This is a genomic window from Archangium sp., from assembly GCF_057119385.1.
In genome coordinates, this window is record NZ_DBNGVP010000123.1 from 1 (window position 1) to 13,591 (window position 13,591).

The 13,591-nt window shown below is 69.5% G+C and carries 6 protein-coding genes, 1 other RNA gene and 1 pseudogene; 4 read left to right on the plus strand and 4 right to left on the minus strand.

The window, feature by feature from the left end; translation table 11 throughout:
- A pseudogene (locus AC16DP_RS30265) lies at positions 1 to 1,138 on the minus strand (hypothetical protein); the annotation flags it as partial.
- A gap of 503 nt (positions 1,139 to 1,641) precedes the next feature.
- Between AC16DP_RS30265 and AC16DP_RS30270 the strand changes: the two are divergent.
- The 3 genes from AC16DP_RS30270 (at position 1,642) to rnpB (ending at position 3,464) form a co-directional block, all read left to right on the plus strand.
- A complete protein-coding gene (locus AC16DP_RS30270; RefSeq protein WP_329729297.1) occupies positions 1,642 to 2,367 on the plus strand; it encodes a zinc ribbon domain-containing protein in 726 nt (241 codons plus the stop codon).
- 10 nt (positions 2,368 to 2,377) lie between these two features.
- The gene (locus AC16DP_RS30275) at positions 2,378 to 3,013 is read left to right on the plus strand and encodes a ribonuclease HI family protein (RefSeq protein ID WP_329729298.1); all 636 of its coding nucleotides are present in this window, start codon (positions 2,378 to 2,380) and stop codon (positions 3,011 to 3,013) included.
- Positions 3,014 to 3,072: 59 nt separating this feature from the next.
- An RNA gene (gene rnpB / locus AC16DP_RS30280) (RNase P RNA component class A) lies at positions 3,073 to 3,464 on the plus strand.
- A gap of 13 nt (positions 3,465 to 3,477) precedes the next feature.
- Here rnpB and AC16DP_RS30285 read toward each other — a convergent pair.
- Positions 3,478 to 4,035: a hypothetical protein gene (locus AC16DP_RS30285; RefSeq protein WP_329729299.1), complete on the minus strand. Its 558-nt coding sequence runs from the start codon at positions 4,033 to 4,035 to the stop codon at positions 3,478 to 3,480.
- Between the two features lie 173 nt (positions 4,036 to 4,208).
- Between AC16DP_RS30285 and ftsY the strand changes: the two genes are divergently transcribed.
- Positions 4,209 to 5,789 carry a signal recognition particle-docking protein FtsY gene (gene ftsY, locus AC16DP_RS30290; protein ID WP_329729300.1) on the plus strand — a complete coding sequence of 527 codons (1,581 nt, stop codon included), beginning with the start codon at positions 4,209 to 4,211 and terminating at the stop codon, positions 5,787 to 5,789.
- Positions 5,790 to 5,792: 3 nt separating this feature from the next.
- Here ftsY and AC16DP_RS30295 read toward each other — a convergent pair whose 3' ends face one another.
- Both AC16DP_RS30295 and AC16DP_RS30300 read right to left on the minus strand, forming a co-directional pair.
- Positions 5,793 to 7,562: a M1 family aminopeptidase gene (locus tag AC16DP_RS30295; RefSeq protein ID WP_329729301.1), complete on the minus strand. Its 1,770-nt coding sequence runs from the start codon at positions 7,560 to 7,562 to the stop codon at positions 5,793 to 5,795.
- A 79-nt stretch (positions 7,563 to 7,641) separates the two neighbouring features.
- Positions 7,642 to 13,380 (minus strand): FG-GAP-like repeat-containing protein, encoded by a 5,739-nt coding sequence (locus tag AC16DP_RS30300; RefSeq protein ID WP_483956902.1) that lies wholly within the window; start codon positions 13,378 to 13,380, stop codon positions 7,642 to 7,644.
- Positions 13,381 to 13,591 lie beyond the last annotated feature (211 nt).

A 13,591-nucleotide genomic window follows, 5' to 3' on the forward strand; every position in this document is an offset into this window, starting at 1 on the left:
CGAGCTTCTCGCCCCACGTCACCGCCTTCACCGCACCCGCTCCCGAGGTACCCACCGTCAGCAGCGCGTTCGCCAGCAGCCGCGACACCTCTCGCACCTGCTCGCCCCGTGGCCTCTGGCGGAAGGCCTCCCAATACTCGGGGGCATTCTGGAAGAGCACGCGCACCGCTCCCGGTAGCTGGGTCAGGCTCTCCAGGCTCTCGCCTGGGTGGAAGACGAGCCGGCTCACGCCCTCCAGGGTGTCCCCCAGCGCCAGCCCCGCTCCCTCCAGTGCTGGCAGCACCACGCCGTCATCCGGCACGTAGGGGCCCAGGGGCTTCGCGCCCCGGGGTATCTCCAGCCCCGTGTCCACCGGCCACAGCTGCTCCTGCTCCACCGCGTAGAAGGAGCCCACCTCATAGCGGCCCGCCCGCAGTGTGCCGTCCGGCGCCCACCGCACCTCGCCGGCCCGCTGCACCGCCTCGCCCGTCACCGCCCGCACCAGGTAGCCGTCCGGCCGCACCACCCGCAGCCGGTGGAAGCGGTCCATGCGCGCGTGCAATTCCTCGCGCGTCACCGGCCCCTCGCCCGTGGCCACCTCCAGCAGCAGGTGCGCCGCCATGCGCTGGCGGGGAAACTCCAAAAGCCCCGCCTCCGCCTCCAGCAGGTGGGCCAACAGCTGCACCGCCTGTTGGGGCGACAGGGTGCTCCCGTCTTCCGGTAGCACTTCAGGGGCCACGCCCACCTGCACCAGCAGGCCCTGGAAGTGGTCCACGCTGAAGGGTACCGGCCAGGGGCGCCCCTCCCCCACGCCATCCCTCCAGCCCACAGCGCCCTCCACTCCGTCCTCCAGCGGCGCGTCCTCCTCTCGCCCCGGGCGGCGTCCCCGCGAGCCGGGTTCGTCCCGGGGTGCATCCGCCGTCATGGCCGGGGCACCATGCCCCTCATCGACGTCGTCCTCCGGGTCATCCTCCTCGTCGAGCGCAGGGACGTCCCCGGGCGGCAGGGCCGTCCCCGCGGAGTCCACGGACCCGGGAGGGCGCGCCTGGGTGAAGAAGGCCGACATCAGGTGGTGGGGGCGGGGGCTGGCGAACAGCCCGGGCAGCGGCGCACCCGTGGCGCACCCGCCCAGCATCAGCAAAGCCAGTGTCAGCACCACGCAGTGGGCGAGCCTCTGCCCGTCAGGGGACGCGGGGGGTATAGGGGACGCGGGGGGTGAAGGCGGGCGCATGGAAGGCCTCCCGGCAAGAACCTCTTCCCAGGTGTACGCACCCAGGCTGACCTTCCCGGCGGAGACCCTGCCCGCACTGGTAGACGTCTACCACCGGGGCAATGGTAGACACCACCACCAAAACACACATCAACACACAAAAAACCACCTCACTGATAGACGTCTACCAGTCAAGCCCCCAACGGGGGACGGCGGGCATCGGTCGCTTCATTGGGGCGGGCATGACCTGTTACGTCCGGGCGATACTCCCCCTGCATGGTGGCCATCCGGGCCGGCGCCGGGCCCCCGGGAACGCGCGGCGGCTCCAACCCGGGCTGCTTGCTCGCAACACGAGGGATGACACTGGATCGATTTGTGCGTTGGACCGTGCAGATCCTTGTTGGTAGAAGAGCGCGGGCCCCGCGGTAGGGCCCCCCATGGAGGCAGCGATTTTGCGGGAGAAACTGAAGGCGCTGGCGGAGCTGCAGAAGGTGGACCTCGAGGTCGCCTCGCTCCGGAAGGCCGCGGACGTGCATCCCCGGCAGTTGGCGGAGCTGGAGCGCGAGCTGGGCGCCGCGCGCAGCGCCATCGAGGCGGAGCGCACCCGGGTGGCCGACATCGAGCGGCAGAAGACGACGCTCGAGCAGAACATCTCGGACGAGAAGGACAAGGTGAAGAAGTGGGAGGCGCGGCTCGCCGAGCAGCGCTCCACCCGCGAATACTCCGCCCTCGCCCGGGAGATCGACATCGCCAAGAAGGCGAACCAGACGATGTCCGAGGAGCTGGTGGAGATCACCAAGACCCTCGGCGCGGCGCGCGAGGCGGTGAAGGCCAAGGAGATCGAGTTCTCCGCCCGCCAGGAGCAGCTGTCCGCCCGGATGACCGACCTGCGCGGCAAGCAGAGCCAGGCCGAGGGCCAGGTGAAGACGCTCGAGGGCAAGCGCTCCACGGTGGCCGCGGGCGTGGACGCCACGCTGCTGCGCCGCTACGAGACCATCCGCAAGAAGAAGCTGCCGGCGATGGTGGGCGTGGTGGCCGGGACCTGCCAGGGCTGCAACATGAACGTGCCCCCGCAGCTCTACAACACCCTGCGCGTGACGCTCGGCACGGACATCTGCCCGTCCTGCAACCGCATCATCTACGCCGTCGAGGCGCTCGAGACGCCGGCGGCGAAGTAGCGCCCGCGCGATGGCCGCACCGGATCTCGCCGACATCCTCCGCCACATCGGGCGCGAGGAGCCGCTCTCGGGGACGGTGCGCGCCTTTCCGGGCCTCACCCGCGAGGACCTGGGCCGCCTCCTGGAAGCCGCTGCCAGCCAGCTCGCTCCCCGTGCGCCCGCACCTCCGGCCGCCGAGCCGCGACGCCCGGCCCGGACGCCCCCTCCCCTGCCCACCGAGTCGACGGGCCCGGCCGGGGTGCCCTCGAGCCTGAAGCTCTTCTCGGACGGGGCCGCCCGCGGCAATCCGGGTCCCGCCGGGGCCGGCGCGGTGCTCGTGGACGCCGAGGGACGGGTGGTGGCCCGGCTCGGCAGGTTCCTGGGCGTGCAGACGAACAACTACGCCGAGTACATGGGCCTGCTGCTCGGCCTGAAGCACGCCCGGAGCCTGGGCGTGAAGGAGCTGGAGGTGCTCGCCGACAGCGAGCTGCTCATCCGCCAGCTCCAGGGGCGCTACCAGGTGAAGAGCCCCACGCTCCGCCCCCTCTACGAGGAGGCCTCGGCCCTGCTCAAGGAGTTCTCCCGGGTGAAGCTCGCCCACGTGCCGCGCGAGAAGAACAAGGCGGCCGACGAGATGAGCAACCGGGCCATCGACGAGCGGATGTGAACGGCGGGTCCCCTGCCGGAGTGACCTCGGCCCCTCCTCTGTTGTATGAGGCGAGTGCCGGAGTGGTCCGGGTGAACGCTGGTCACCGCTGGAACGGGTGACGGGAGGAAAGTCCGAGCTCCAGAGGGCAGGGTGCTGGCTAACGGCCAGTCGAGGCGACTCGCAGGACAGTGCCACAGAAAACAAACCGCCGGTTCCGCGAGGGGCCGGTAAGGGTGAAACGGTGCGGTAAGAGCGCACCGCGCTCGGGGTGACTCGAGCGGCACGGAAAACCCCACCTGGAGCAAGAGCCAATAGGAGCGCGTCCTCGAAAGGGGACAGGGGTTGCCCGCCCCATGCGTTCGGGTTGCTCGCTGATGAGGCCCCTGGGCAACCAGGGCCCTAGATGAATGTTCACCGCCCATCCCGAAAGGGGTGGGGACAAGACTCGGCTTACAGGGCCACTCCGGTTTTTTTCCCTGTACCTACGGCTGCGCCACCGGCACCTGCGCGAGCAGGATGCGGCTGCGCCCGTCGTTGCGCACGGCCTCGGGATTCTTGAGCTGCAGGCGCGCGTCCGTCTTCGGGTCCCAGAAGCCCACCCAGATGTTGAGGGCGCGGGCGGCGGAGCCGGGCGGGAGCGAGATGTTGAACTCGTCCTTCACCGTCTCGCCGGGCTTCCACTGGGTGGTGGGGTAGAGGCCTCCGGCCGGCTTGTGGTCCACGTTGACGCGCTCCCCGCGGCCCTCGGCGTCCTCCACGTGGACGAAGACCATGTAGTCCTCCTCCAGGGGCTTGAGGACCTTGAAGTAGGCGGTGACGCGAGCCCCCTCGTTGGGAGCGATGCGGCCGGGCTGGATGGTGGCGGCCACCAGCTCCACCCGGTCCTCGAAGTTGGCGCCGTTGCGCACCGAGAGCGGCGGCACCTGGGACACCACGGCCTGGCGCCGCTCGTTGGGGCTGGCCCCTCCGGGGGCCTCGACGATGCAGGCGCTGAGAAGGGACGCGGAACCGAGGAGGACGAGGAGCGTGGGACGGCGCATGGCCCCCTGGTTCTAGCGGCTTCCCGGCACGGCATCCACCAGCCCGTGGACCGTCCATCGCCCGTCTGTCTCCCGTCCGTGGCCCCGAGGGGCCGGGGACGTGTTGGCCGTGTGGCGGGGGCTGAAGGATGGGTGGGACTCGCGGAGGCATCTTGAGGTATGCGGTGCGCGCCATGAAGACGCCCACTGCCCTCCCCTTCCTCCTCGCGCAGGCGCCGTCGCCGCAGCCCGCTCCGCTGCCCCAGGAGCCCCCTCGGACGCAGCCCGGGGTACCGGAGACGGGCACGCCCCCGCCGCCCCAGGGCGGCACCGGGGACACGGTGGTGGGCGTGGGCCTCACGGTGCTCGTCGTCGCCCTGATGGTGGCCGCGGCGCGCAAGCTCTTCTTCAAGAAGCGCCCCGAGGAGCCCGGCCGCAAGCCGGTGCCGCCGCCCGCGAAGGAGAAGCCCGAGCTGCCCGCGGAGACTCCGCAACTGCGCGTGGAGCTGCCGCCCAGTGAGGCGGAGCTCGCGAGGCTGCGCGAGGCGGAGGAGATCCACGCCCGCGCGGAGACGCTCGCCCGTCAGCGCGAGGAGGCCACGCGCGCCGCGAAGGCGGCCACGGACGCCACCGAGCGGGCCCGCCTGGAGGCCGAGGTCCGGGCCCTCAAGGAGCGCGAGGAGGAGGAGAAGCGCGCCGAGTACCGCGCGAAGAAGGCGGCGGAGGACGAGGCGAAGGAGCGCCGCAAGCGCGAGCGCGAGGAAGCCGAGCGCCTGGTGGCCGAGCAGAAGGCCCGGGAGGCGGCGGCGGCCGAGGAGGCGCGGCGCGCGGAGGAGGCGGCGGCGCGGGCGAAGATTGAGGCCGAGGCGGGCCGGACGCTGGCGCAGGGCCTGGACAAGACGCGCAGCCAGGGCTTCATGGCGCGGCTCAACGGGCTGTTCGGCTCCAACCGCAAGGTGGACGAGTCGGTGCTGGCGGAGATGGAGGAGATCCTCTTCACGGCGGACATCGGCGTGCGCACCGCGTCCACCCTGGTGGAGGTGGCGCGCGACAAGCTCAAGCGCAACGAGCTGAGCGACGCCAACCGCATCAAGGACCTCATCCGCGAGGAGGTGACGCGCATCGTGGACCTGCCGGTGCCGCGCACGCTGGAGGGAGGAGGCCCGCCGCACGTGGTGATGGTGGTGGGCGTCAACGGCGCGGGGAAGACGACGACGATCGGCAAGCTGGCGGCGAAGCTGACGGGCCAGGGCAAGAAGGTGATGCTGGCCGCGGGCGACACGTTCCGCGCGGCGGCCACCGAACAGCTGGACGTGTGGGCGGACCGGGCGAAGGCGGAGCTGGTGAAGGGAGCGGAGGGCGCGGACCCGAGCTCGGTCATCTTCGAGGCCATCAAGAAGGCGAAGGACTCGGGCGCCGACGTGGTCATCGCTGACACGGCGGGCCGGCTCCACACCAAGGTGAACCTGATGGACGAGCTGAAGAAGGTGAAGCGCGTCATCGACAAGGCGCTTCCCGGGGCTCCCCACGAGGTGCTGCTGGTGCTGGACTCGACCAACGGACAGAACGCCATCCAGCAGGCCAGGCAGTTCCACGAGGCGGTGGGCGTGACGGCCATCGCGCTGACGAAGCTGGACGGCACGGCCAAGGGCGGCGTCATCATCGGCATCGCCGACGAGCTGAAGCTGCCCGTGGTGTGGGTGGGCGTCGGCGAGAAGGTCGCCGACCTGCGCCGCTTCGAGCCCAAGGAGTTCGTGCAGGCGCTGTTCGACTAGCGCCTACTCCTGCCCCTTCATCAGGCCCGGAAGCAGCTCCTCCATGAGCTTGAGCGTCTCCGGGTCCAGGTCCTGCCCATTCATGCCGGCGCCGAGCATGGCGCCCATGTTGGGCTTGCCGAGGTCCTCGTCCCCGTGGGCCTCCTGCCACCAGCGCACGCGCAGCTGCTCGAGCTCCCGGGCCTTCGAGGGACTGGCCTTGGCCAGCTCGCGGGTGAAGCAGTCCCGGCACGTCCACTTGAAGCGGTACGCGTCCACGTAGGAGCGCAGGGCCTTGAAGAAGGCCTCGTCGCCCACGAGCTTGCGCGAGGCGTGGTGCAGCAGGGGCGCCTTGCCGTACACCAGCGCGCCGTACTGCATGGAGTCGTCGAACTCGGAGGTGGGCCGGTCCGCCGGGGCATCCTTGCCGCCCGAGAGCCGGTACAGGTGGAAGGAGCCCACGAGCGTCTCCTCGCGCATCCGGTCCGCCACCGCGCGCCCGTGCTTCCACTCCATGTAGAGCAGCGCCGCGTACTGGGCGAGCGTCTCGTCCACCACCGGCATGTGGATGGGGTCCGAGCCCACCAGCCCCGCGAAGTACTGGTGCGCCACCTCGTGGGCCACGGTGAACTCGAGCGTGCGCTCCAGCGACTGGCCCAGTTGCGCGAGCGGTGCCGCGTCCCCGCCCATGGACTCCAGGAGCTGCTGCATCTGCCCCATGCCCGGCACGCCCTGGAGCACGCTGTTCGGGTCCGCCGCCGCCCGGTAGAGCGACGTGCCCACGGTGACGAGGCCGGGGAACTCCATGCCGCCCGCGCCACCGGACAGCGGGGCCTCCACCACGCGGAAGTACTTGAACGGCAGGGGCCCGAGGCGGCGCTCGAACTCGGTGAGCACGTCGCTGGCGTACTTCAGCACGCGCTTGCCCACCGCGGTGTCCCTGGCGGCGAAGTGGCTCTCCACGGTGACGCCATTCACCGTGGTGGTGGCGCTCTGGTAGCCGCGCGAGGCGAACACGGGGAAGTCCCGCACCGCGCCCGCGGCGAAGGTGTAGCGGATGCGGCCGTCCTTCTGGGGCAGCTCGCCCATGGGGACGCCCGTGGCGAACACCTTCCAGCCCGGGGGAACGGTGACGTTGGCGAGCACGTTCGAGGGCTCGTACAGCGCCAGGTCGCCCACGCCCGAGGGGCCGGCCCAGGGGTTGCCGCTCGTGTCGAGGGGAGGCACCAGGGGCACCACGCCCACCAGGCTCATGAAGTCGTCCATGGCGGCGAAGGCACCGTAATCCCCTCCCCCACCCGACGCGCCGAGCGAGCCCAGCAGCGACGTGGAGCCGGGCTGCGCACGCGGCACCCGCGCCTCCAGGTCCAGGTCCACCACCACCGAGCCCCCTGGAGCCACGGGGCTGGCCAGCGGCAGACGGTAGAGGCCGTCCTCGGGACGCTCCGGCTTCACCGGCTTCCCGTCCACCTTCACCTCGGAGAGCTCCACCCGTGGGTCGAAGGCATTGGGAGTGACGCGCAGGTGGACGGCGTCCAGCGGACGGGTGCGCACGGACAGTTCCACGCGCAGATGGCCCTTCACCTTGCGCGTCTTCGGATCCACCTCGAGCTGGACCTGATAGCGGGGCAGATCCTCCAGGGGACCGAGCGCCTGCGCGGCACGGGCCTTCTCCTCGGACTTGAGGTGCTGGAGGGAGAACTGCACCTCGGGAGGGACGAAGTCCCCGGCGGGAGCAACCCCGGGCACGAGCAGCAGTGCCAGCAGCGGCCAGCGGCGCAGGTAGGCGAGCATGAAGCGGATGTTACACCGCCCCGGCCTGCCCCGGAGCCAACACCGGGGCAGGCCCACCGTCAGACCTGGACGCTCCCGCTCAGAACAAGCGGGGGAACAGCGCGGAGACGGACTGGCCGCCGGTGCCGGTCAGGCCCTCCAACTGCCCGGAGATCGGCCAATGGCTCTTCATGCCCAGGTAGTTGTACGTATGCTTGCCGGGGCCCACGTACAGGTAGCCGGGGCCCACCCCGAACATCTCGCCACCCAGGAAGCCCGCGGCGTCGTGCAGCACGCCGTGCGCCCTCACTCCCGGAATCCACCCGACGGCCACGTCCAGCACCTGCGTGGAGAGCCCTCCGCCCGGCCCCACGAGCCCACCGGTGGAGTTGAGCGCGATGGCCTCGCCCGCCGTCAGCGCGCCACCCGTGACGATCTCCATGGCCTCACCGTACTGCCGCTGCCACGGCTTCCACCTGGAGGGATCGTTCATCAGGGCCTTCTTGTCCGCCGACAGGCCGTTGATGGCGGCATCCTTCTTGGCGCGGATGGCGTCGGGATCGAACTTCTCCCGCAGCTTCTCCGCCCCCTTCTTGATGTTCTCGTCCAACTGCTTGAACTCGTAGAAGAGGCTCTGCGCGGTATAGGCCCAGCCGATGGCCTGCTTGAGATCGGAGTCCAGCGGGCTGACGGGTGAGGTGAGCGCCGAGACGGAGCCTCCCGCCCAGGCCGCCTGGGCCGTGAGCTTGTCTCCGAGGAAGCCCGCCCCGAAGGTGTACGCCGAGGCCGCGCCCAGCAGCACGCCGCCGATGCTCATCAGCATCGGGTCCTTGAGCACATAGCCCACCGTCATCGTCGCCGCGCCCACCACGGAGATGACGAAGGCCGTGCCGGCGAAGCCCGTGGCCACGCCCACGCTCACCGCCGTGGCGATGGCCGCCACCACCGGCACGTGGCCCGTGGGGTCCGTGTTGGAGATGGGGTTGTTGTAGACGTACGTATACCGGTTGAGCGCCTGCGGGTTGTCCGGGGACGGCACCACCGTGTCCGGGGAGATGAAGCGGCCCAGCTGCGGATCGTAGTAGCGGGCATTCATGTAGACGAGCCCGCTCTCGTCCGTCTCGTGCCCGCCGTAGCCGCGAGTGCTGGCCACGCTCCCGCTGGAGGCCACCTTCGCTCCGAAGGCCGAGTAGTCGAGGGTGGCCACCCGCTGTCCCGACGCGTTCGTCAGCGCGCGCACCGAGCCGAGGTGATCCTGGTGGTACCAGGTGGCGCCCGAGCCGTCGCGCCGGGCCACCAGCACCGGGCCCGCGTAGTAGGACTTCGTCAGGCCCGAGGGGCCCAGCTCCAGCAGCGCGCCGAAGTAGCGCGTGGTGCCCGAGGCGCTCGTCTTCATCACCCGCTGGCCGTTGGCGTCATAGGCGAAGGAGCTCGTGCCGCTGGCCGCCGTCACCCGTGCCAGCCGGTTGTCCGCGTCCCACTCCAGCGTCCTGCCGCCGCCCGAGACCAGGTTGCCATTCACGTCATAGCCGTACCCGGTGGCGCCGGCCCCGGTGACGGCGTGCCGGTGGGCTCCGTCCCCGTACTGGTAGGTGCCCACCTGCGAGTTCCACGTCATGTTGCCCAGCGCGTCGTAGACGAAGCCCTGCGACTGGTTGCCCGAGACGCCGGTGAGCCGGTTGAGCGAGTCATAGGAGTAGGACAGGTTGGCGAGGGAATGCGTGGACGAGGACATGCTCGTCACGCGGCCCCCCGCGTCGTAGGCGTAGCTGGCCTGGAACACCGCGCCGCCGGGTCCGCTCACGGAGGCCGCCGTCATCCACTGCCGGGTGTCGGCGTAGCTGTAGCTGGCCGTGGTCCCGTTGGCGTAGGCCGCCGACACGAGCTGGTCCCGGGCGTTGTAGCCCAGCGCGTTGACGTAGCCGCCCACGCTGCTCAGCCGCCCCGCCGCGTCATACCCGTACGGCACCACCTCGCCATCCGGGTACGTCAGCCGGGACAGCCGCCCCGCCGCGTCATACGCATACCCCAGCGTGTAGCAGGTGCCGCTCACGCACTTCGTCAGCGACGTCACCCGCCCCGCCACGTCGTAGACGCGCGACTCGCCGCCAATCGGCTCCACCACGCTCGTCAGCGTCCCCTTGCTCGCGCCCCGCCCCGCTTCGTCATACACCCACCGCGTCTGCTTCCCGTCCGCCAGCGTCTTCGTCAGCCGCCGGCCCAGGGCATCATACGAGTAGGACGTCACCTGCCCCTTGGCATCCCGGTGCGTCAACACCCGTCCCGCGGCGTCATACGTGAAGCTGCTGCACCCCGTGTCCGGATCGCACCCCGCCAGCTTGCGCCCCAGCGAGTCCCAGCTCACCGACGTGACGTTGCCCGCCGCGTCCGTCACCCGCGTCAGGTTGCCCAGCAAGTCATACACATACGCCGTGTACTGGTACGTGGAGCCATTCTTCTCCCGCACCTGCGACATCCGCCCGTAGGCGTCCGTCCACACCACCTTCTCCTGGCCCAGCTCGTCATAGCTGACGACGTACCCATTGCCATACACACGCTGGCCCACCGTGTTGTCCGGGTTCGTCACCGTGCGCAGCCGGCCCAGCCCGTCGAACGAGAACACCTGGTAGCGCGGCGTCTCACCCGGGGCGTACCACGCCGACTTCTTCCACACCCGCGACGAGCCATCGCTGTAGAGCGACTCCTGGGTGGCCCCGCCCTCCTTCACCGTCTTGTAGCGCCGGCCCAGCCCGTCCTCGTACACCTCGGACCACAGCCCGTCCGCCGTCCCGTCGGACACCGTCCGCCGCACCCGCTGCAACCAGGGGTTGCCCCAGTCCAGGTACGCGAAGCTCTCCGTGCTCCCGTCCGGCAGCAGCGTCTGCACGGGCCGCCCCAGCGCGTCGTGCACGTACGTGGTGACGTTGCCGTTGATGTCCGTCTCGGATTGGATCAAATCCAGCACGCCGTTCCACGTCTTGGTGGAGCACTGGCCCAGCGCGTTGCACCGCCGCGTCTCGTGCACGTGGTAGGTGGCGTCGTACTCCGAGCGGGACACCGCCCCCAGCTCGTTCGTCTCCGAGGTGCGGTTGCCCCAGGCGTCGTAGCCGAAGCCGCGGGTGACGTAGCCTCCTGTCTGGTTGTTCCACGCGAGCTGCCGCGTCACCAGGCCCCGGGCCGGCGCCGCCGCGTAGGTGCCGTTGCCGTCGTACTCGTGCAGCGTCTGCTTCAGCAGCGTGCCGCCCGTGCCAATGCCCGCGTAGATGTTCTCGTACGCGGGCATCCCGACGATGTACGCGCCCGTGTTCGGGTACAGGCCGCGCAGCGACGTCCGCTCGTCCCCGGCCACGTCATAGTCGCCGTACTCGTAGGTGAGGTTGCCGTTGCCGTACTGGTCATAGCCGATCTGCAACAGCGTCCGCCGGCACGAGGACGTCTGGTTGCACTCGTACTCCCAGCGCTGCGTCATCAGCGAGGTGTACGGGGCCACCGCGTTCTCCGAGTAACCGAACGTCGAGTACTTGAAGAGGTTGCCGCTCGCGTCCCGGTAGTACGTCACCTCCGGCTTGGAGATGCAGCCCACGTGTTGGTGGTAGTACGTCTCCGTGTAGTTGCCGGCCGCGTCCAGCACGGACGTCACCTTGCGGAAGCCGAGGAAGCGCCGCTCGCTGGAGGACCACAGGCCGCCCTGGTAGCTGTAGCGGGTGGTCGAGCAGCTGCCCCGTCCATCACACCCCTGCACCGAGGACACCGTCTGGAGGACGAACCCGACGGGCAGCGAGGTGTTGCTCCAGGCCGTGGACGGCGTGTAGCCGATGGCCGTGGTGCCCCCCAGCCCGTTGGACATGGAGGACATGAGCAGGTGGCCGGGGTTCGTCAGATAGACATAGGTGTCGTAGCTGTACTGCTGGAGCAGGTCCAGCTTGCCATCCCCGTTGTGGTCCCCGAAGCGCGTCCAGGCGGAGGTGGTGCCCTGGTAGGGATTGTAGCCCCAGTTGCTCACGGGCGCGAAGCCGCTGCCCGTGGAGAGGTACACGTAGTTGTAATACGAGTTCTGCTGGAGCATGTCGGTGCGGCCATCGCCGTTGAAGTCACCGAAGTGCGTCCACTCGGCCTCTCCCCGGTAGGGGTTGTTGGCCCAGTTCACCGGCGCCGCGAAGCCATTGCCCGTGGACAGGTACACGTAGTTGTCGTTGTAGTACTGCTGGAGCAGGTCCAGCTTGCCATCCCCGTTGAAGTCACCGAAGCGCGTCCAGACGGCGATCCCCGCCTGATAGGGATTGTAGCCCCAGTTGACCACCGGCGCGAAGCCGCTCCCCGTGGAGAGGTACACGTAGTTGTAATACGAGTTCTGCTGGAGCATGTCGGTGCGGCCATCGCCGTTGAAGTCACCGAAGTGCGTCCACTGCGCATCCCCCGCCCGGTAGGGGTTGTTGCCCCAGTTCACCGGCGCCGCGAAGCCATTGCCCGTGGACAGGAACACGTAGTTGTCGTTGCCATACTGCTGGAGCAGGTCCAGCTTGCCATCGCCGTTGAAGTCGCCGAAGCGCGTCCAGGCGGAGGTGGTGCCCTGGTAGGGATTGTAGCCCCAGTTGCTCACGGGCGCGAAGCCGCTCCCCGTGGAGAGGTACACGTAGTTGTAATACGAGTACTGCTGGAGCATGTCGGTGCGGCCATCGCCGTTGAAGTCACCGAAGTGCGTCCACTCGGCCTCTCCCCGGTAGGGGTTGTTGGCCCAGTTCACCGGCGCCGCGTAGCCGCTGCCCGTCGACAGGAACACGTAGTTGTCGTTGTAGTACTGCTGGAGCATGTCGGTGCGGCCATCCCCGTTGAAGTCGCCGAAGCGCGTCCACTCCGGGCTGCTCCGGTAGGGATTGTTGGCCCAGTTGGACACCGCGCCGAAGCGCTGCCCCTCCTGCGGCCAGGAGAGGCTGACGGCCGGCAGGGCCGTGCCCGCGGTGACGGTGCCGCTCCCATCCACCGTGGCGTCCCGGCCGAACTGCTGCACGGAGGCCAGCAACGAGCGCGTGGGGCTGGTGCTCGCCGTATAGGAGAGCCGGTAGGCGCGCACCCGGCTGCCGCTCGTCGTCACGTCCACCGTCTTGAGCCGGTAGCGCGACAACCCCAGCGTGCTCGAGCCGTTTCCATAGGAGACCGGATCCGGCCGCGGCTCGTAGTACAGCTTCACCAGCGTGCCGTTGTAGCTGGCATTGTCCGGGTAGCACTCCTGGGCCGGGCTCCCGTCACACCACCAGCCATAGCTGACGGTGTTGCCCGAGGTGTCCACCGCGCTGTTCAACCCCCAGCGGAAGGTGCCCACGAAGGTGCCGCCCCTGTAGGCCTGGAAGAGCGCGCCATAGGTCAGGCGGGTGCCGTCCTTGCGCCACACCGTCCAGGTGTTGGCCGCGGCGTCATATTTGATTCGCTGGTAGCTCTCGATGCGGGTGGCGTGCGTGCCTCCCGTGGTACAGCTCGGGCTGGTGCTGCCCGCGGGACACGGAACCAGGTCCTGCCCGTCCAGCAGGAAGAGGTCGCCTCCGTCATAACGCGGCGTACCCTTGCCGGAGCTGGCCCGTCCGATGGTGGAGAAGCCCTCCAGGCCCCAACCGACGCCCGCGGCGCCGCTCCCTCCCGTCGAGCTGTAGGTGAGCCGCAGCGAGGGCTCCAGTCCGTGGAAGGTGGGGACGGCGATCGGCTCCGAAGTGGAGAACGCCCCGTAGTACGTGTCCACCGACGGGGCCTGGTTCGAGGGCGCATCCGCCAGCACCGGCCCGCCAACGAGCCCAGCCAACAGCGCGAGCGCGCAGGACACCTGCGCACCAAGAAGACGGTTCTTCATGACTCCTCCTGCAGAGGAGAAAAATCCTAGTAGAAGTGGATTCACCTGTGGTGAAGTTTTCACGAGGCGACGAATCCCCCCCGGAGAGGACTCCAAGCCATGCGCTAGGATGGGCCCGCCCCCATCCCTGGAGACGATGACACGATGAAGAAGCGCTTTCTGCTGGTGGCCGCAGCCTTGCTCGTACTGGCCATCGCAGTGGTGGTGGCGG